This window comes from Nocardia callitridis (assembly GCF_039543305.1).
GTDB lineage: Bacteria > Actinomycetota > Actinomycetes > Mycobacteriales > Mycobacteriaceae > Nocardia > Nocardia callitridis.
In genome coordinates this window covers 197,028-216,688 of the sequence record NZ_BAABJM010000003.1, presented here as the reverse complement: position 1 = coordinate 216,688, position 19,661 = coordinate 197,028, and the positions used below count along the sequence as shown (strand labels likewise).

Sequence of the window (19,661 nt, the reverse complement as noted above, 5' to 3'; positions counted from 1 at the left end):
CCTCAGACTTCGCCCCCGCGCTCCCCCAAGGCTTCGACAGATGGACACGACGCCCGGTCCGCTACCTGCCGGTGGTCCTGAACGGCCAACTGATGGGCTACCTGTGGGCATCCGTCGGCGGCAACGCGGCGGGCTATCTGCGTCACGTTGCGGTCGACGACGATAACCTGACCTGCCCTGGCTTCTGGAATGATCGACTCGATCAGCAGTATCGCCAAGGGCTCTCCGCCGAAGTCGCGCTCCGGCAATGGGCAGGTGTACCAGAGGACCCCCGTTGTGGCGGGGTTCCGCCACACGCGCAGGAGTTGGAAGCGTCCACGAAGCAGGAACTTTGGAGCGTGCTCAACCCCACAGCCACCCCCATGGACCCAGGTCCGTGGATTCAGGATGGCGAGTTTCCGAGCGGAACGCCCGAGGACCGCAGCAAGGGTTGGAGCGCACCAGTCTCGGTCACACCTGCAACCTATGCGTCCAACACAGCAGCCGAAGTCAGGTACTACCCAGTCACCAAGAGCGGGCAACTGCTCGGATTTCTGTGGGCTGCGGCAGGCGAGCAGTCGGCCGAGTACCTACCACTGGCATCGGCAGGCCCAGCAGGAACGGCCGCCGCCGGACTCTGGAACATCCGCCTCAGTGATGCGTTCTCCCAAGGAATCCCCGCATTGGAAGCAATCCGCCGATTCCGGCGATACCCACCCGACATGCTCGCAGGAGTCATCGGGACCGAGGCGCATGAACAGTCTGCCGCGAGCCTCAGCGACCTCGAATCCATTGCCGGGCAGGGATAATCCGGCCAGGCCCGAAACAGGGCCCGGCCGACGGCGAATTCCCCGACAGCACACCAGCCGACCGTGCGAAGGATTGGGAACCTCGACCCAGAGCGGCGCAGTGACCGACTATTGGCCGGGCCTACTTTCGAGGATTTTCTACAAGATCCAGTTCGAACCTGATTTGAATAAAGACCTCGTCGATATCACTGCCCGTTCACTACTGACTGAACCCATCGACATCCTGACACCCGACGAAGAATACTCGGCTCTCGCTAGCGGGCTTGCGAATAACTCTCCACTACCATCGCTGGTTCCGATGCACCATAGCTCGCATGAACTCCGCGAATTCCTGTCTGAGGTCGTTGCCCGAATGGATGAGATGCGTCCATGGGAGGAGCCGGGATACTTACTGCTGCCGGAGTCACTGCTCACCGAGTTTCAGGGTTCGGAACCAGTTGCCCGGATCACGTTGTCGACACGCGAGATAGAGTCGCGGGTCAGACGTATCTTTCATCGACGCGGCTTCGGAAATTTTTTGTTGCTACGCATGAAGTCCGGAGCGATCGTGGGCATGTTCTCAGGCTATTGGGAAGGCAGTGACCATGTCATGGTGGCCAGCGCAAGCAGCGATCACGAATCCGGGGAAGTCTTGAATGAACTTGTGCGCGCAGGAAATTTGGACCCCACGGGTGTTTTTCGAGTAGATCTGCCAGGAACAAAATTCGCCGTTCCGATCACGTACTACGAATCAGTCTCGATTCAGAGCTCGTTTGAAGGAGAAAATTCTCCCGAAAACACAAGGTGGGACGGGATGGTCGTCAAATACCTGAGTCGAGAAGAACGTCAAGAGTTCAGACTGAGGAGCAAGAACGGGAAGCTTTATGACAGAAACGGCTACCCGTACGATACCAGCTCCGCAAAAACACTCTGGTCGCCAGGTGGTGGTCGCGCGATATTTGTCATGGATCATAGCGGTAACCTTTACTCTGCCCCGTACCACATCTTGGGAGAATTTCATCATTCAAGTTTCCTTGCCGGAGGTCCCGCTTCCGGAGCCGGCGAGATCGAAGTTGCACATGGCAACGTTCGACTGATCAGCGACCAAAGCAGTCACTATAAGCCGCCCCGGCACATAACCAGGCAAGTCGTAGACAGTCTAGGGCGGCAAGGAATTCGGATAAGCGATGAAATGGTCGAGTACCACGCTCCCCCCACTGCCTAGCTGTTGGATCTTTCGTGGTGCTGACGTGCTGGCCTGCTTGGTTTCGGGTTGGTGTTGTGCGGCATTTCCGGCCGGACAACGGTGTGATTCGTGGCCCGTTCAGCGGGGGTGACTTGGGGGCCACCGGCCCGGGTTCTCAGCCTTTCGTCTTGTAAGTGTGGGCCTTTCGTCTTGTAGGTGTGGTTTGCGCTGGTCATCCTGGTTGGAAGCGGGTCAATGCGGTCGGGATCAGCCCGGAGCCCTTCGCATTATCGGACGGAACCTCGACGTACACCGTTCATGCTGAAGTTGTTTCAGTGGGTTTTGGGCCCCAGGGATCTCGTTGAAAGGTAAGAAAATTCCTCAAACACCACCGCAACCGGATAACTCATACCTCCACGGCGCACCCACACCACCGCCCGGAACACCCCCACCACCAATGGTCGAGGAGAAACCGAGTCTCCTGGAAAAATCATACGAGCCGTGGACACGAAAGCCTATATACTACTGGCCACTCTCGGTTCACGGGGAATTCGTTGGATATGTCTGGGCATCGAAATCGTTCCACTCAGCAGGATTCGTCGCCCCGATTGGGAGGAACCGTCTCTGGCAAGATGTTTGGCATGCGCGTCTCGACGATGGTAAGCGACACGAGCTCCGGCCCGTCGATGCCGTAGCAAAATGGATCGGCGCACCGGAACACCCCGTCGGCGGGCAGATTCCCGCCGACAGTGAAGCACGAGAAGCGCCGGATCTAGCGACCCTCTATGAACTCACCAACCCTGGCGGCCCGCCGCCACCCAATCCGATGATTCAAGATGGCGCCTTCGTCGACGGAACACCCGTCGACCGTTCCCAAGGATGGGGCCCTCTTGTCAGTAGCCCCCTACCCAGATACGCCACCACGACACAGTCCGTCATCAGGTACTTCCCAATCACCAAGGACGACACCACCATCGGCTACATCTGGGCCGCGACCACCGGCGATGCGGCGGACTACTTGCCACGCGCCGCTGTCGGTCGTGCGGGCGAAATCGCTGCCGGATTGTGGAATTTCCGACTCAGCCAGGACCTATGAGGACGGAATCGATTCTCTGACAGCAATCCAACGCTGCCAAGGACTACCCGAAGACAGCTTGTCCGGATCGATCGGTGTGGACGCCACGCAATACGAATTGACAGATTTGGAACAGTTAGTTCAGTTCGCCCGAGAGCAGTGAGACAAGCACCAACCCATCTTTGGTTCTGTGAAATACGGTCTGGTAACAACTCCGGCGAAAGGTCGCTCGACGGCCAAACCTCCAGTTGGGCTGTTGGCCATACTCGCCGCCCTGCATAGTTTCCTCACCGAAAAGTAATCGGCACCGAGCAGGAAGAACCAGCCGAGCCCTCCCACACCGAAGTGTGGAAGGGCTCGAAAAGTCTTGCGCTACATCGACTCACACGTCGTAGTAGAGCTCGAACTCGTACGGGTGCGGGCGCAGGTTCACCGGGGCGATTTCCTGTTCGCGCTTGATGCTGATCCAGGTCTCGATGAGGTCTTCGGTGAAGACGTTGCCTTCGGTCAGGTAGTCGTGATCCTGTTCGAGGCGGTCGATGACGGCCGAGAGGCTGGTGGGGGCCTGGGGGATGTTCTTGGCCTCCTCCGGGGGGAGCTCGTAGAGGTCCTTGTCGACCGGCGCCAGCGGCTCGATCTTCTTCTTGATGCCGTCCAGGCCCGCCATCATCATGGCGGCGAAGGCCAGGTACGGGTTGCCCGAGGAGTCGGGGGCACGGAACTCGAGGCGCTTGGCCTTCGGGTTGTTGCCGGTGATGGGGATGCGGACCGCGGCGGAGCGGTTGCGCTGCGAGTACACCAGGTTGATGGGGGCCTCGTAGCCGGGGACCAGGCGGTGGTAGGAGTTCACGGTCGGGTTGGTGAACGCCAGCAGCGACGGGGCGTGGTGCAGGATGCCGCCGATGTAGTGCCGCGCCATGTCGGAAAGCCCGCCGTAGCCTGCCTCGTCGTGGAACAGCGGCTTGCCGTCCTTCCACAGCGACTGGTGCACGTGCATGCCGGAACCGTTGTCACCGAACAGCGGCTTGGGCATGAAGGTGACGGACTTGCCCTCGGCCCATGCGGTGTTCTTCACGATGTACTTGAACAGCTGAAGATCGTCGGCAGCCGAAAGCAGGGTGTCGAACTTGTAGTTGATCTCGGCCTGACCGGCGGTGCCGACCTCGTGGTGGCCGCGCTCGAGCACGAAACCCGCGTTCTGCAAGTTGGTGGAGATCTTGTCGCGCAGGTCGACGTAGTGGTCGTAAGGAGCGACGGGGAAGTAACCGCCCTTGCTGCGAACCTTGTAGCCGAGGTTCGGGCTGCCATCGGGGTTGGTCCGCGCGCCGGTGTTCCAGGAACCCGAGATCGAATCGATCTCGTAGGAGGAGTGGTTGATGCCGGATTCGTAGCGGATCGAGTCGAAGATGTAGAACTCCGCCTCGGCGCCGAAGAACGCGGTGTCGGCGATGCCGGTCGAGCGCAGGTACTCCTCCGCCTTGCGGGCGATATTGCGCGGGTCGCGGCTGTAGGCCTCGCGGGTGAAGGGGTCGTGCACGAAGAAGTTCAGGTTCAGCGTCTTCGCGGCGCGGAACGGGTCCAGGCGCGCGGTGCCGAAGTCGGGCAGCAGCAGCATGTCGGACTCGTCGATCGACTGGAAGCCGCGCACGGAGGAGCCGTCGAACGCGAGGCCGTCCTCGACGAGATCGGTGGTGAACGCCTTGGCCGGGATCGAGAAGTGCTGCTGCACACCGGGAAGGTCGCTGAAGCGGATGTCGACGTATTCGACTTCCTCGTCAGCGAGGAATTTGATGACCTCGTCGGCCGTGCTGAACGTCACGTGCTTCTCCTTACGGATCGGTTCCCCGCCAGTGTCGATTGCGTGGGTTCGTCGAGACCAGACGCTATGGATGCGGTGTTTCCCTGCAGTCAAGGACGTGTTTCGCCAGTGTTACGCGTGCCGCTCACCGGGTGACCAGTACCACCTGAAGGCACCGACCTGGGTCATCCTGCCATCCGAAACGCCTGTTGTCGGGTTGGACGCCCTGCTATGCGCCGAGAGGCTGTCGTCCGGCCGCGCATATTGTGGGGGTATGGCACGCATGACGGGATCCTGGCTTTCCGGCCCTGAAAGCTCCGGCGAACCGGCGACCTCCGAGTTCCCCGGTGAACAACTCGGCCTACCGCGATCGGGCGCCGGTTCGTTGGCCGGGATGACGCGGCGCATCGCCGCGCTGTTCGTCGACTGGATGATCTCGCTCGGTATCGCCGCGCTGATCGTGCGCGGCAGCTCGGCCTCGACGGTCACCCTGCTGGTGTGGTTCGTGATCGGCATCGTCGCGGTGACGTTGTTCGGGTTCACGCCGGGCCAATACTTCCTGCGGTTGCGCACAGTGCGCATCGACGCGCCGGTCACCGTGGGTTTCGTGCGCGCGCTGGCACGCCAGGCGCTGCTGATCTTCGTGGTGCCCGCCTTGTTCACCGACTCCGATGGTCGAGGAATGCACGACAGGGCGACCGGAACGGCCCTGGTGCACTCGCGCTGAGCCACCCGGGCCGACCGAGGATCGTTCAGCGGCGACGCATGGTGCGTTGCATGCCGCGCATCTTCGCCCCGCCGGGGATCGGCCCCTTGGGCAGCGCGGGACCGGTGCGCGCGCTGAGGGCGGTGAGTCTGCCCTCGATGAGGTCCATCCGCTTGGCGTCGATATTGCGTGGCAGCTTGGTGATGTAGCGCTGGAGTTCCTTGAGCGGAACCTGGCCTTCTTCGTTGCCGACGACGACGTCGTAGATCGGGGTGTCGCCGACGAGTCGCGCTGTCCGCTTTTTCTCCTGCGCCAGCAGCGATTTCACCCGGTGCGGGGTGCCCTCACCGACGAGGACGACGCCGGGCAGTCCGATCGCGCGATGCACCGCGTCCAACTGCGTGGTCGCGGCGATGCCGGTCTTGACGCGCCATTTGCCCTGAAGGTTGTCCAGCACCCACGCGCCGGCACCCGCCTGACCCTCGGCCTTGGTGTAAACGTTCTTCTGCACCCGGCGACCGAAGATGATGAACGCCAGCAGCGCGCCGACGGCGATGCCCAGCGGAATCAGGTACCAAGTCAGGCCGACGACGAGCCCGATGACGGCGAAGACGACGATGCTGGCGATCAGCGCGCCGATCATCAGCGGCAACAGCAGCTTGTCTTCCTTGCGCGTCATCTGGAACGCCTGCCACAGCTGCTGCCTGCGCTGTTTGGACTGCTGCTTACGGGCCGCTTTCGCCTCGGCCTTGGCTTCCTTGGTGGGCTTTGCTGCCATACCCGCCAGGATAGTGCCCAGTCCGCACACGCCTCGCCACGCGGTCGGCTCAGTCGTCGAGGGGACCGCGCGATCCGGCCCACGCACGGACAGATCCGCTCCGCCCCGCTACTTGCCGAGGCTCACCGTGGACGCCGCCGCCTGACGCGGCCTCAGCGGGGAACCGGGGCCCGCACGCGCGTCGCATCCAATACGATGCGACGCGTCCATCGGCGAGCCGCGCTTCAGCCGAGTTCATGCGGCACAGCTGCCGAAATCGGGTGGCCTCCCCCGGTTTCTGGGGCTGGACCTGGACAACGGCACACTGGATAGTCCTATGGTGAGCCAACGGTCCATCTTCTTGCGCAGTGTCTTCGGAGTTCTTCTCCTGCTGGTCATCTGTATTCCGGTCACGGCGGCAGCCGACCCGCTGCCCTCGTCTTACCAGTGGAAACAGGACTACATCACCGCCTCGGACGGAACCAGGCTGCACGTCGACATCGTGCGCCCGCAAGGCGTCGCCGACGCCACTCCCACACCGGTCGTCCTCACCGTCAGCCCGTATCGCGGACACCTGGCGTATCTCAGCGTGCCGAGGATCGACAGCGGACCCTCCATCGACGACCTCAATCCCGAGCTGTTCCTCCGGGCCGGGTACACGTATGTGATCGTGGATCTTCGTGGTTTCGGCGGGTCCTCCGGATGCCCGGATTTCGGTGGACCGGGCGAACGTTCGGATGTGGCGACCGCGGTGGAGTGGACCGCGAGCCAGCCGTGGTCGACCGGCAAGGTGGGCATGTTCGGCACCTCGTATGAGGCGTGGACGGGAATGATGGGCTTGGCGGAGAAGCCGAAGGGCCTGGCCGCCGTCGCGTCCTTCGAACCCGTCGTAGACCCGTACTCCTACCTGTATATGCAAGGCGTGTCGTGGCGGTTCTCGCTCAAGCCGGTCACCGAGAACGGGGTGCGCCCAGCGGATTTCGCCGGTCTGGAACATCTGCTCATCGCCTCGACGCCACCGCGACCCGACGACTCCCCCGAGTACCGCGCCAATGCGACGCAACTGCCGCTGGAGTGCTATCGCCAGTACGCGGCCGATACCAGCAACCACGACCCCGACTCCGCGTTCTGGCGTGACCGCGACCTGCTACCCCGGGTACGCGGCAACACGATTCCGCTGTTTCTCGGGCAGGGTTTCGTCGACTACAACACCAGGGCCTACCGCGTGTTCGACCTGTGGAACTCGCTGGGCCCCGGCGACCACCGGGCATGGTTCGGGCAGTGGGGTCACCGCACCTGCCACGCGAAGTGCGGGAGAATGGGCTTCGACGAGGAGTTGCTGGCGTTCTTCGACAAGCACGTGGCCGACCGCGACGTCAGCGTGCCGGGGCCGCGCATCACCGTCGGCCAGTTCGACACCAGGTGGCGTTCGGAAAAGCAGTGGCCGCCCGCCGATTCGGTGAACGTCCCGGTCGCGCTTCGTCCTGGCCGCTACGCCGACCGCGGCTTCCTACCGGGGCACGACCGCGAGTATTGGTCGGTCTCCGCGCCGCTGTCGCAGGACCAGCACCTGTCGGGCATCCCCACCGCGACGCTGCACGCCGACGGTCCGCCGAACGCCACCGCGACCGTCGAGATCTACGACATCGCGCCGGACAACACCGCCATCCCGGTGACCCGTGGCGTAGCGCCGCTCGCCGAGGAGGAAACCCGGGTGCGGCTACTCGCGCAGGATTGGCCGCTGGCCGCCGGCCACCGCATCGGCGTGCGGGTCACCGACGTGGTGGACGAGGTGTGGGCGCGCAACCCGTCGTTCGCCGAGGTCACCGTCGACCGGGCGAGCGTCGACCTGCCGTTGCTCACCCGGCCGCGCGAACCGGACCTGCCCGGCGGCGCGCCGGAGAACCTGGTGAAATGGCGGAATGAGAAGACGATCATGATCGATCCCGCCGTCCTCGACGGTGCGACCGTACCCATGGACCTGCCCGACCGGACCGGAGACCGATGATTCGACCCGTCGACGAACACACCGCGCAACGCCTGGCCGAGGCGCTGCGCTGCCGCACGGTCTCCGCCGAGGCCACCGCGAGCGCCGAGAGTCTCGAAAGCCCCGAGGGCATCGACAACACGCGGCCCACCGATGCCACAGCGAGCGCCGTCACCGCCGAGTTCACCCGCCTCGGCGCTCATGTGGAGCGCTCGTTTCCGCTGGTGCACGCCGAACTCGAGCTGACGCGATTCGGCCACAGCAGGCTCTACCGCTGGGCGGGCACCGACCCGGAGCACACCGCGGCGATTCTGCTGGCGCACCTGGACGTGGTGCCTGTGGGCGACGTCGAGAGTTGGACCCGTCCCCCGTTCGACGGCGTGGTCGACGATGAATACATCTGGGGCCGTGGCGCGATCGACGACAAGAGTCGTGTGCTCGCCATCCTGGAAGCCGTGGAATCCGCGCTAGCCGAAGGCGTTCGTCCGCACCACACGATCTATCTCGCGTTCGGCCACGACGAGGAGGTCTTCGGCGACGAGGGCGCGGTGCGTATCGCCGCGCATCTGCGCGCAGCCGGGGTGCGCGCGGACCTGTTGCTCGACGAGGGCGGTGTGATCGCCGAGGGACTCGCGTTCGGCGTGAACAAGCCGGTCGCCACGATCATGGTCGGCGAGAAAGGTTATGCGACCGTGCGGCTTTCGGTGTCCGACAAGGGCGGACACTCCTCGATGCCCGGCAGGCAGACCGCGGTCGGGCGGATCGCGCGTGCGGTGGGTCGGATCCAGGATCATCCGCTGCCGCTGCGGCTGACACCGGTCATCGCCGACATGTTGGATCGGCTGCGGCTGGTGTTGTCGCAGCCGCGCAGCGGTGCGCTCGGGCTCGCACGCAAGGCCGAACCGCTGCTCACCCGCGTGCTCGCGGCACGCCCGCAGACCGAGGCGCTGGTACGCACCACGACCGCGCCCACCGTGATCAGGGGCGGGGTGAAGGCGAATGTGTTGCCGCAGAGCGCCGAGGCACTGGTGAACTTCCGCATCCTGCCCGGCGACACGGTGCAAACGATCCTCACCCATTGCCGGAAGGTCGTGCGGGACAAGCAGGTACACATCGAACTGGTGGGCCTGGCCTCGGAACCGTCGGCGACCACCGGCCCGGGGCCCGCCTTCGAGTTGGTTGCCGAGATCACCCGTGACGTCGTGCCGGGCTGCGCCGTGACCAGCGGCATCGTGCCCGGTGCCACGGATTCGCGTCATTACGACGGTCTGGCGGGTACCCGCTGCAATTTCGCACCGATCATCCTGAACGAGCGCGAGTTGGCGTCGATCCACGGAACCGACGAACGACTGTCGCGGCTCAATTATGCTCGGCTCATCGAATTCAACCGACGCCTGATCACCCGGCTCGCCCGGTCGGTCGACAGCGCGCCCCAGGTCGCAGGAGCCCAGTGATGACCGACTCGCCGACCCGCAACGAGACCGGACGGTTCGACGGGTCCGGTGGGACGATCGCCTGGCGCGCGTGGCTGCCGAAGGCTCCCGCGCGCGGCGTGGTGGTGTTGGCGCATGGCGTCGCCGAGCATTCCGGGCGCTACGAACACGTGGGCGCACGGCTCACCACGGCCGGTTTCGCGCTGTACGCGCTCGACCATCTCGGCCACGGGAAGTCCGAGGGAGCCAAGGCGAACATCGAGTCGATGGACAGCGCCGCCGACAATCTGGCCGCGCTGCTCGATCTCGCCGTCGGTGAACAACCCGGCATCCCGAAGTTCCTGCTCGGCCATTCGATGGGCAGCGTGATCGTGTTGCAGCTGGCCACTCGCGCGCCGATCGATGTGTCGGGTATCGCCCTGTCGGGCCCGCCGATCGAGATCACGGCGGGTAACCGGATCCAACGGCTGCTCGCCCCCCTGCTGAGCCGCTATACCCCGAATCTCGGTGTGCTGAAACTCGATTCGGCACAGATCAGTCGCGACCCCGAGGTCGTCGCCGACTACGATTCGGATCCGTTGAACTATCGCGGCAGTCTGCCCGCCCGCACCGCCGTCGAACTGGTCGACACCGCGGAGCTGATCAAGGGCCGCCTGGACTCCCTGACCGCGCCGCTACTGTTGTTGCACGGCACCGCCGATGCGATCGCCGCACCGGAAAGCACCGACATCATCGCGCGCGGGGCCGCCTCGAAGGACATCACGGTGCATCGCTACGGCGGCCTGTATCACGAGGTGTTCAACGAACCCGAGCAGAGCGCGGTGCTCGATGATCTCGTCGCCTGGCTGGAAGCGCACGTTATCGGCGCCTAGGATCGGCGCATGAGTAACAACTCCGTCGCTTTCATTCGCGCCAGCTGGCACACCTCTATCGTCGGCAGGGCGCTCGAAGGCTTCACCGCCGAATTCGCCGCGCTCGGCTACGACTCCGCCGGGATCGACGTCTTCGAGGTGGCGGGCGCGTTCGAAATTCCGCTGCACGCCAAGCGGCTGGCCGCCTCCGGCAAGTACGCGGCCATCGTCGCGTCCGCGCTCGTCGTCGACGGCGGCATCTACCGCCACGACTTCGTCGCCTCCGCCGTGATCGACGGCCTGATGCGCGTACAACTCGACAGCGACGTCCCCGTGTTCTCCGTCGTGCTCACCCCGCACCATTTCCACGAGCACAGCGAACACGTCACCTTCTTCACCGAACACTTCCACACCAAGGGCGCCGAAGCGGCCCGTGCACTCGCGAGCACCCTCAGCTCACTGCGCTCCCTGCCGGTGTGAACACCGCCGCCGCAACGATTCTCGGCTGAGCCAGCTCGGCCGGACGAAACACCTCTCGGACAGGCTTTCGCACCGTCGAGCACGGCGGTGTGAAAATGCCTTCGAGACACCGGAATCCGCTGGATACCCGCACCGTTCGAGCGGGAATCGACCGCCGTATCCGGGCGCGGACGACAGACCGACGGCCGCTCTGTCAACTCGGATGTTGACGTTTCCGTGCCCGTCACCTACTGTTGCGATGTGTCGCCCGTCACTTTCACGGAAGGGTTTGTCAGCTTGTCCCTATTGCCGCGGTTGTCGATCCCTTCCCGGTTCCCGCCGCCACGGATATCGACAACAACCGAATAATCGGTCCACAAAGTTGTAGGCGACAGCATTCGCCGATTGCCCGACAGCAGACATGACGGAAGCCAGTATGTATTTGTCGACCGCAGATCAGGAATCCATCAACCCGGTAGATCGCGATCTGCAAGTGGCAAACGTCATCTCACGCATTACCGCCGCCGAACTCGATCAACTGGATGAACGGGTCGGGGCAATTGTCGAGCACCTGGTCACCGAGATAGAATCCTTCGCCACCGACCAACCGATTCTCGACCAATTGAACGCCGGTGCGACACACAATTTCTCCATCACCATGGCCATTCTCCGGCACGATATAGAAATCGAACAGGTCGGACCTTCGGAACCAGCGATCGAGTTGGCCCGACTCATGGCCGAACAAGACATACCGATCACCGACCTGGAACACGCATACCGTCTCTACCAGGAAACCGTTGTCCGGTGGTGCCTGCAGGGACTGTCCGTGCGCAGCCGGAATGCCGCCGTGACAGCGCAAGCCGCCTTGGAGATCAGCGCGCTGGTCTCCGCGCACATGAACTTGATCGCCCAACAGTTGTTGACCACCTACGAATCCGCGCGTGACGCATGGCGTCTGCGTCGAACCGCCACGCGTTCGGCCAGGATCAAAGACGTGCTCGCAGGCCGCGCGATAGACCTGGCGCCCACCGAGGAGATCCTCGGCTACCACTTCGACCAGTACCACCTCGGCATCATCATGTGGACCGACGACACCGAGGGCACACCGTCCGCGATCGCCCATTTCGAAGCCGCGGCCTCCACATTCACCGACCGACTCGGAATCAACGGGCACCCGCTGCTAGAGGCGCGGGATGCGCACATGGCTCGGGCGTGGATTCCACTGGGGCGGCGCAACGGTCTCGATCACACGCGGCTGGACGCCATGCGCGGCAGTTGGACCGGTCCTGTGGTCGTCACGGTGGGCAACGCACGCCACGGCCTCGACGGATTCGTGCGCACCCACGCCGAAGCCGACTCGGCCAGGGCCGTTCTGCAAGCATCGGAAGCGTCCGGCTTCGGGGTCGTCTGCGCGAAGGAACTCGGCGCGGTGACGCTACTGTGTTCGGACCTGTCCTCGACACGGGCGTGGGTGGCCGAAACGCTCGGCCCCCTGGCATCCGACAGCGCCGCACTCGCCCAGTTGCGCAGTACGCTGCGAGAATTCTTCAGAACCGGATGCAGCTACGCGGCCACCGCCGAATCCCTCCATATGCACAAGAATTCGGTCGTGTATCGAATCCGCAAGATCGAAGAGCAACTCGGACGCTCGGTGCGTGAGCACCGTTTGGATCTCGAGAATGCACTCGAACTCGCATTCTGGCTCGGCTCTGCCGTACTCAGGCAAGCCTGAATCCCCCTTCCGCTCGCGCAATAGTCTCGGCGTAGCAGAGTCGCGCCCTGCGCCGGCAATTCGACTGGGCGCGCGTACCAAAAGGGCGCCGAAACTGTGTGTCGTGCGACCGATGTAATCCAGATCACTGCCACATACCTTGGTAACAGACCGACGGACAGCCACCGTTCGGATATTTACCCCGAGTGCTAGCGGAACGATCGCCGTCGCACTCGAACGAATTTCCAACTCCGACAACCCCACGATCGATCCATTCCCGCAATCACCACCGGAGTGTGACCCGTGAATTCCGAGCAACCGCATGCGAAGACAGGTCGGCTCGTCGTTGTCGGCGGCGGCACCGCCGGCGCCGAAGCGGCCTTCGCCTCCCGCAATGCGGGATGGTCGGGGGAAATCATCCTGCTGAGCGAGGAGTCGTACCCGCCCTACCATCGGCCACCGCTGTCCAAGGAATTACTCACCGCGAGTTCGGCTTTCGTCGCACCTGACCCGTTGAAGGGTGCGCCGCTGTACGACAGGAAGAACATCGATCTGAGATTGAATACCTCGGTCGAACGAATCGACCGCGAGAACCGGCTGTTACAGCTCAACGCAGATCGCAGTCTCGCTTACGACCATGTGATCCTCGCCGTGGGCGGACACGCACGCGAACTTCCGATGCTGTCCGGATTCGATCGCCCCGCGCCGAATGTGCATACCCTGCGCACCATCGGCGACTGCACCCGCCTGCGCGCCGCATTTCGGACCGGCCGCACCTTGATGATCGTCGGCGCGGGATATATCGGCTTGGAAGTTGCCGCGGCAGCGATCGAATCGGGTCAACGAGTAGTGCTGCTCGAGGCGGCGCCACGGGTACTGGCGCGCGTAACCGCACCGGTGGTATCTCGATTCTTCGAGCGCGAGCACACCGATCGCGGCGTCGAAATCAACACCGAGACGACGATCGAGCGGGTCTCGCTCGACCCGAACGGAGCGGTGGATCGGGTATGGACTTCGGACGGGACACAATATCCGGTCGACAACCTGATCGTCGGCGTCGGATTGGCACCCAACGTACAACTCGCTCGCCATGCGGGCCTTGCGGTCGGAAACGGAATCGTCGTCGGCGAGGACATGGTCACGACCGATCCGAGAATACTCGCGATAGGCGATTGCGCGGATTTCCCGAGCACGATCTACGACCGACGAATGCGGCTCGAATCCGTGGCCAACGCGGTGGAACACGCTCGCAGGGCAGCCGCGACACTCACCGGCGCAGCGCCGAAACCCTGGCAGTTGCCGTGGTTTTGGTCCCATCAGTACGACCACAGCCTCAAAATCGTCGGCCTCTCCACCGGCTACGACGAGACGCGAATCATCGATGACCCCGGCAGCCGATCGTTCGCCGTCGAGTACCTACGCGAGGGCAGGCTCGTCGCGGTGGACGCGATCAATCACGCCGCCGCCTTTCGGTCGGGCAAACAGCGCATGTCCGAGGCCGTGCACACGTGACACCCACAGTCGCCGTTCCACAAGACACTCGAAAGGACTCTTCATGCCCATCGTCACCTATGTCTGCCCCGACGGAGAGCAGGAGGATGTCGAAGTCCCGATCGGGACTTCGATCATGAAAGCCGCTGTTTCGCACGGCATCGAGTCGATCGTCGGCGACTGCGGTGGCAGCGCTTCCTGCGCCACCTGCCATGTCTACGTGGAATCCCACTTCGACCAACTACCGCCCAAGAGCGACGACGAAACGGAGATGCTCGGCGACGCCGCCTCCGAGGTATTGCCCAACAGCCGTCTCGGTTGCCAATTGATCATGCGCGACGAACTGGCAGCGCTGGTCGTCCGTGTCGCACCCGAGCAGTGGTGAATCGTCCCAGCCCATATTGCCCAGCCCGCAGTTGTTCAGCCCAGAAAGGTAATCCGATGACCACGAGTTCCGATACCACGAACTTGCCCGACAATGTGCCCGCCGATCGAGTCGTCGATTTCGACATGTTCGCCCCCGCCGATATCGGCAGCGGACTCCAGGAGGCGTGGACCGGATTGCAACGATCCGACCACGGACTCGTCTGGACGCCCCGAAACGGCGGCCATTGGATCGCGACCCGGGGGCAACTGTTGAAGGAAGTGTTCGAGAACCATGACACGTTCTCGAGCAAGTGCCCGTTCCTGCCGAGGGAGGCCGGTGAACAGTACAGCTTCATCCCCACCTCCCTGGACCCTCCCGAACATCGGCCCTACCGCAAGGTGCTCAATACCGCAGTCGGAGCGGGGTCCATTCGACGGATCGAAGGTGACATCGACAAGATCGCGGCCGACCTGATCGACGGAATCGTCGCCGAGGGCACATGCGACTTCACGAAGGACTTCGCGCAGATCTTCCCGGTCGAGGTGTTCCTGCGTCTGGTCGACCTGCCGAGTTCTGATTCAGCGCACCTGAAGTACATTGCCGACCAGATGACCAGGCCCGACGGTTCGATGACGATGTCGGAAGCCACTGATCTGTTCTTCGACTACCTGGGGCCGATCATCGACGAACGGCGGGCGAATCCGGGACCCGACGCGATCAGCGCGGTGGCCAAGAGTTCGGTCAACGGCAGGCCGCTCACCCAGGACGAATGCCTGCGAATATGTGGTCTGCTGTTGCTGGCCGGCCTGGACACCGTGGTCAACTTCCTCAGCTTCATGATGCAACACCTCGCCGAGAACCCTTCGGACCGAAGGAAACTCGTCGACAACCCGGACTCGATCGACAACGCGGCCGAGGAACTGCTGCGCAGATACGGACTCGTCGCGGACGCGCGGATCGTCAACGGAGACACCGAGATGGACGGCGCCACCTTGCTCGACGGCGACATGATCGCGGTACCCACCATGCTGTTCGGCCTCGACCCAGCGGTCGCCAACTGTCCGATGGACGTGGATCTCGACCGGAAAGACACCGAGCACTTCACCTTCGGACACGGCGTGCATCACTGCGCGGGCTCCTATCTTGCCCGCTACGAAATTACGACGACACTGAAGGAATGGCTGGCCCGCATCCCCGAGTTCGAGATCGTGCCCGACACGAAGATCACCCACCAGTCCGGCATCGTCGGCGCGGTTGTCGGCCTGCCGCTGCGTTGGTGATCGGGCCCTCCACCTGAAGAAAGGCGAAACAACGTTGAGAGCTTGGCAATTCACGGAGGTCGGGCAGCCGCTTGTAGCGAACGAGGTGAATGATCCACGTCCCGGCCCCGGCGACGTCGTCATCGACATCGGCGCTTCGGGTTTGTGCCACTCCGATATCGGGTTCATGGACGGCACGATCACCGCGCTGCTCGGACACGTTCCGATTACCCTCGGGCACGAGATCGTCGGCACTGTGAGCGCAGTCGGAGCGGGAGTCACCGAATTCGTGCCAGGTGAGCGAGTGGGAATACCCGCCACCACCGATGGGCCTGGCACCGCCATCGACGGCGGTTATGCCGAGAAGGTACGAGTGCCCGCCGCACTGCCGGTCGCCTTGCCCGACGGCCTGTCGTTCCGCGACGCCGCACCCGCGACATGTTCCGGCCGAACGGCCTATCGAGCCGTGCATACCGCGGGTCGGATCGAGTCCGGAATGCGCGTGGGGATAATAGGTTTCGGTGGTCTCGGCTTTTTCGGGGTGCAAATCGCCCTCGCCGCTGGCGCGAGCGTCTATGTGTCCGAGTTGGACAAATCGAGATGGGATTCGGCATCCGCGCTCGGCGTCACGGGCGTGGCCGAGGACATCAGGGATTTCGAGCCCGAACAACTCGACCTGATTGTCGACCTCGCGGGTGCGGACGGCACCCTCGCCTCCGCGATCGACGCCATCCGACACGGCGGCCGAATCGTTGAAGCGGGCTTGCACGCCGACACCACCTCGGTATCGATTCCGAGCATCACTATGAAGGAGGTACAGATCGTCGGATCGTCCAACGGCACCAAGGACGAGGCACGGGCCGTACTCGAGCTCATCGCGGCCGGTTCGGTACGCCCGAACACCGAGGCGATCGCATTCGACGATATCCCCGCGGCCCTACGCCGACTGGAATCGGGCAAGACACAAGGACGCCTCGTCGCAGTCTTCTGAGGCTTCAGATCACCAGGACACATTGGCGGCATCGGACCGGTCGGCACGCCAGGGTGTCCTGGTGATCTGGTTCCGGTTACCGGAACTTGGTTAGGCAGGTGGGTTCGCCGTCTAGGACGCCGGTGCGGAATGCTTCGAGGCGCTGGAATCCGCTTGGGACGGTGTTGCCGTTTATGTCGGCGGCGGCGGCGCCGTCGGCTAGCAGGCCGGAGACGGCTTCGTCCAGGTCACCGGCGGACAGGTGTGGGTCGCTGGTGGGTTCGCTCAGTTTGGTGGTGGCCACGCCGGACAGGCACGCGGTGCGCAGGCCAGCGGTCGCGGCTCCGGTCAAGGTGAGGCCGCGATCCTGTTGGACCGCTAGCGCGTAGCGGGAGACGAAGACCACGAAGGCGTTGTAGTCGCCGTCGACCACCGCCGAGAGCGGATCCTCTTCCGGCACAGCGCGTCCCGCGCGCTCGGCCAGTGCGGGCAGGTCGGTGCCGATCGTGTTCGTCGACGGGCAGTAGGCGACGGGTGCGGTGCGCCCGACGCCCCCGCAGTTGTCGCCGAGGCCGGTGAAGTCGGTTTTCGGCGCTCGGGCGGTCGGGAAGATGGTCGTGAGCGCCTGTTCCAGGGTGGTCAACGATTCTTGATCCACCGGGAGCTGCGCGTCCTGCTCGCCGGGCTCGAACGTCACCGGCAATCCGCCGCGCCGCTTCGTGATCTCCTGCTTGGTGATCTTCTTGCAGCCCTCGGCGCCGTCGGTGTAGCCGATCTGCACCGCGGCGACCCGCTCGAACGCGGAACCGTGCACGTTACCCGGGTTGTCCGGATCGTGGTCGCGCACGGCGACCGTCACGCCGAGTACGGAATTCAAGCCCTCGGTGGTGTTCATGTCGAAGTGCGCCGCGTCGCCGCCCGCCACGTGGCTGAGGAACGCTCCGGCCAGGCAATCGGCCTGCTGCTCCTTCACCAGGGTCGGGGTGAAGAGTCCGGCGAGCTTCGCCTGTCCTTGCACGGCGTGGCCGTATTCATGCGCGAGCACCATCACCACACCCATCTCGCCGAATTTAGCCACCACCTGGGGCAGCAGCACCCCACGATCCCAGCCGATGCTGTGGTCGAGACTGCAATAGGCCGCGTTCACCAGGTGATAGGTGCTGCTGCGACAGAAGTCGACCGCGGACTCCTTGGGAGCCTTGGCATCCCAGGACAGGAAATCGGTGACCGGTTCGAACGTGCCGGGGAAGGTCTTGGGGTATTCCTTCGTCCAGAAGTCCTGCACGTCGGACAGGGTGTTCAGCGCGAGCGTGTCGATCCGACCGCCGTCGCCGTTGCGCGCGGTCAACGGTGCGTCCGGCATGCCGGGGCGTGGACCGTTCGGTCCCGTAGCCGTCGCCGCGCCCGCCAGCGCCCACGTCGAGTCATCGGGCGCGACAGCGGCATTCGAGGCGGGCGCGCCCGCCTCCTGGTCGCAGCCGGTGAGCGCGGCAGCCAATACGGCGATCAGCGCGACAACACCCGAGCGCACGCGTGGAATCGTGACCATGAGAATCCTCCCCGAATACCTCCGCGTGTCTCCCGCACGCGAACGCTCGGACCATGACTACCGAGCCACGATCATGATAACCACACAGTCGGACACGCGCCGGTACTCGACGCCGAAAGCGACGGCTCAGGTCAATCGCACCCGAGCCAGCAACGCCCGATGGTCCGAACCCGGAATACTCAGGGTGCGAACATCTTCGGCGGTCACGTCGGCGAGCAGCACATGGTCGATCCCGATCAGCGGACCCCAGCGGCGATCGCTCGGGTAGGTCGGCACCATGCCCGCGCCGATCTGCTCGGCCGCCGAGGTGAAACGCCCCTCGAGCAGCGCACGGAACTCCGCGTGATCACGCGTCGCGTTGAAATCGGCGCCGACGACCACCGGCCCGCGCTGTGCGTCCAGGATCTCGCGAACCCGACCCATCTCCGCGCGCCAGTTCGGGAACGCCGCCGTCGGCGGGACGGGATGCATCCCGAACACCGTGATCGGCCCACCTTCGGGATGCTCCACCACCGCCGAGACGGTATTGAGAATGAACCCGTCGTATTTCTTGTTCTCGCGCAACGGGAATCGGCTGTAGATCCCGGTGCCGCCCCCGCCGTCGCGCGTCGGCTCCAGGTAGTGGAAAGGCAGCGCCGCCTCGAGACCCGCCGTACGCAACCGGCCCACCGCCGCCTCGGTGAGCTCCTCGACGGTCAACACGTCCACCCGAGTGTCCTCGACCGCGCGCACCACCGCGTCGGGGTCGGCACCGCCGAACAGCAGGTTCGATTGCATCACCACGATGGCCGGCCCGCTCGCCGCCCGGCTCTGCGGCACATAGATCGGCACCACCGTCCACAACACCGCCGCCACCACCACGCCCGCGACCACCGAACTGCGCCACCCCCGCGCGAGCAGCAACAGGATCAAACCCACGATCGCCGCGAACATCAGATACGTGGCCCCCGAAGCGACCAGCACGGGCAATCGATTCCCCCACGCGCCGAAATGCAGGACCACACCGACGAAGCCCACCCCGACAGCGCACCAACCCACGCCGAGCACCGCTCGGTTCCACCCATGCCGCATGCCGCCGAGGGTAGCCGGAGCACCCGAACGAGCCCGTCGAGCAGGTTCCGTCGCGCGACGACGAGGCGCGAGACATGTTCCGACGACACCCTGACAACGCTCCCCCGACCCACCGATAGGGGTAGTAGCCGTCGAACGCTCCACCGGCCCGACAAGCACAGCGGACAAACTCCGGCACACCGACGATGTCTGTCCCAGCGCGACCGGATACCCCCGCATCGAAC

17 protein-coding genes are annotated in these 19,661 nt (G+C 64.1%); 13 read left to right on the top strand and 4 right to left on the bottom strand.

Annotated elements, in window-relative coordinates; genetic code table 11:
* Positions 1 to 71 precede the first annotated feature (71 nt).
* From ABEA50_RS18650 to ABEA50_RS18640, 3 genes are all read left to right on the top strand, one after another.
* On the top strand, positions 72 to 788 hold the full coding sequence (locus ABEA50_RS18650) for a hypothetical protein (RefSeq protein ID WP_345496830.1): 717 nt from the start codon (positions 72 to 74) through the stop codon (positions 786 to 788).
* 100 nt (positions 789 to 888) lie between these two features.
* Entirely contained in the window at positions 889 to 1,992 is a 1,104-nt protein-coding gene (locus ABEA50_RS18645) for a hypothetical protein (RefSeq protein ID WP_345496829.1), read from the top strand.
* Between the two features lie 418 nt (positions 1,993 to 2,410).
* Complete coding sequence (locus ABEA50_RS18640; protein ID WP_345496828.1) at positions 2,411 to 3,049, top strand: hypothetical protein; 639 nt, start codon at positions 2,411 to 2,413, stop codon at positions 3,047 to 3,049.
* 361 nt (positions 3,050 to 3,410) lie between these two features.
* Here the strand turns inward: ABEA50_RS18640 and glnA are convergent, their stop codons facing one another.
* A complete protein-coding gene (gene glnA / locus ABEA50_RS18635; protein WP_345496827.1) occupies positions 3,411 to 4,847 on the bottom strand; it encodes a type I glutamate--ammonia ligase in 1,437 nt (478 codons plus the stop codon).
* Positions 4,848 to 5,100: 253 nt separating this feature from the next.
* Between glnA and ABEA50_RS18630 the strand changes: the two genes are divergently transcribed.
* Complete coding sequence (locus tag ABEA50_RS18630; protein ID WP_345496826.1) at positions 5,101 to 5,553, top strand: RDD family protein; 453 nt, start codon at positions 5,101 to 5,103, stop codon at positions 5,551 to 5,553.
* Between the two features lie 25 nt (positions 5,554 to 5,578).
* Here ABEA50_RS18630 and ABEA50_RS18625 read toward each other — a convergent pair whose 3' ends face one another.
* On the bottom strand, positions 5,579 to 6,310 hold the full coding sequence (locus ABEA50_RS18625; RefSeq protein WP_345496825.1) for a DUF4191 domain-containing protein: 732 nt from the start codon (positions 6,308 to 6,310) through the stop codon (positions 5,579 to 5,581).
* A 316-nt stretch (positions 6,311 to 6,626) separates the two neighbouring features.
* Between ABEA50_RS18625 and ABEA50_RS18620 the strand changes: the two genes are divergently transcribed.
* From ABEA50_RS18620 to ABEA50_RS18580, 9 genes are all read left to right on the top strand, one after another.
* A complete protein-coding gene (locus ABEA50_RS18620) occupies positions 6,627 to 8,297 on the top strand; it encodes a CocE/NonD family hydrolase (protein ID WP_345496824.1) in 1,671 nt (556 codons plus the stop codon).
* On the top strand, positions 8,294 to 9,730 hold the full coding sequence (locus ABEA50_RS18615; RefSeq protein ID WP_345496823.1) for a M20/M25/M40 family metallo-hydrolase: 1,437 nt from the start codon (positions 8,294 to 8,296) through the stop codon (positions 9,728 to 9,730). Before ABEA50_RS18620 ends, ABEA50_RS18615 begins: the two co-directional genes overlap by 4 nt.
* Positions 9,730 to 10,581 carry an alpha/beta hydrolase gene (locus ABEA50_RS18610; RefSeq protein ID WP_345496822.1) on the top strand — a complete coding sequence of 284 codons (852 nt, stop codon included), beginning with the start codon at positions 9,730 to 9,732 and terminating at the stop codon, positions 10,579 to 10,581. Before ABEA50_RS18615 ends, ABEA50_RS18610 begins: the two co-directional genes overlap by 1 nt.
* Positions 10,582 to 10,590: 9 nt before the next feature.
* On the top strand, positions 10,591 to 11,040 hold the full coding sequence (locus ABEA50_RS18605) for a 6,7-dimethyl-8-ribityllumazine synthase (protein WP_345496821.1): 450 nt from the start codon (positions 10,591 to 10,593) through the stop codon (positions 11,038 to 11,040).
* 400 nt (positions 11,041 to 11,440) lie between these two features.
* A complete protein-coding gene (locus ABEA50_RS18600) occupies positions 11,441 to 12,751 on the top strand; it encodes a PucR family transcriptional regulator (RefSeq protein ID WP_345496820.1) in 1,311 nt (436 codons plus the stop codon).
* Positions 12,752 to 13,033: 282 nt separating this feature from the next.
* Positions 13,034 to 14,242: an NAD(P)/FAD-dependent oxidoreductase gene (locus tag ABEA50_RS18595; RefSeq protein WP_345496819.1), complete on the top strand. Its 1,209-nt coding sequence runs from the start codon at positions 13,034 to 13,036 to the stop codon at positions 14,240 to 14,242.
* 43 nt (positions 14,243 to 14,285) lie between these two features.
* Positions 14,286 to 14,606, top strand: a complete 321-nt coding sequence (locus tag ABEA50_RS18590; RefSeq protein ID WP_345496818.1) for a 2Fe-2S iron-sulfur cluster-binding protein — start codon at positions 14,286 to 14,288, stop codon at positions 14,604 to 14,606.
* 56 nt (positions 14,607 to 14,662) lie between these two features.
* Positions 14,663 to 15,868 carry a cytochrome P450 gene (locus ABEA50_RS18585; protein WP_345496817.1) on the top strand — a complete coding sequence of 402 codons (1,206 nt, stop codon included), beginning with the start codon at positions 14,663 to 14,665 and terminating at the stop codon, positions 15,866 to 15,868.
* Positions 15,869 to 15,953: 85 nt separating this feature from the next.
* Complete coding sequence (locus tag ABEA50_RS18580) at positions 15,954 to 16,838, top strand: alcohol dehydrogenase catalytic domain-containing protein (protein WP_345496816.1); 885 nt, start codon at positions 15,954 to 15,956, stop codon at positions 16,836 to 16,838.
* A gap of 76 nt (positions 16,839 to 16,914) precedes the next feature.
* Here ABEA50_RS18580 and ABEA50_RS18575 read toward each other — a convergent pair whose 3' ends face one another.
* Together ABEA50_RS18575 and ABEA50_RS18570 are read right to left on the bottom strand one after the other, a co-directional pair.
* Positions 16,915 to 18,366 carry a neutral zinc metallopeptidase gene (locus ABEA50_RS18575; protein WP_345496815.1) on the bottom strand — a complete coding sequence of 484 codons (1,452 nt, stop codon included), beginning with the start codon at positions 18,364 to 18,366 and terminating at the stop codon, positions 16,915 to 16,917.
* A 126-nt stretch (positions 18,367 to 18,492) separates the two neighbouring features.
* On the bottom strand, positions 18,493 to 19,437 hold the full coding sequence (locus ABEA50_RS18570) for an endonuclease/exonuclease/phosphatase family protein (protein ID WP_345496814.1): 945 nt from the start codon (positions 19,435 to 19,437) through the stop codon (positions 18,493 to 18,495).
* Positions 19,438 to 19,661: the final 224 nt, after the last annotated feature.